This is a genomic window from Pseudomonas sp. 32_A, assembly GCF_017490905.1.
GTDB classification, from domain to species: Bacteria; Pseudomonadota; Gammaproteobacteria; order Pseudomonadales; family Pseudomonadaceae; genus Aquipseudomonas; species Aquipseudomonas inefficax.
In genome coordinates, this window is the sequence record NZ_JAFGYI010000495.1 from 1 (window position 1) to 242 (window position 242).

Annotated in this window: 1 protein-coding gene; it reads right to left on the reverse strand. The window is 64.9% G+C overall.

The window, feature by feature from the left end:
* Positions 1 to 242 (reverse strand): amino acid permease (locus tag J5M58_RS27580; protein WP_207880685.1); only part of this gene is annotated, 242 nt, incomplete at both ends.

Sequence of the window (242 nt, forward strand, 5' to 3'; positions counted from 1 at the left end):
CCCAGGACAGCAGCGCGCCAAGCAGCGAAACCGCCAGGCCGATACTGATCAGCAAGGCGCCCCACGGCCCGACGATATGCTCCAGTACCGAAGCCAGCGACGGGTTCTGCAGCCCGGCCAGTTCCGGCTGGGTCATGATGCCCAGCGACAGTACGTTGACCAGCACCAGGAACAGCAGCACGGTAACGAAGCCGATGACCGTGGCCTTGCCCACGTCAGAGCGTTTTTCCGCCCGCGACGAG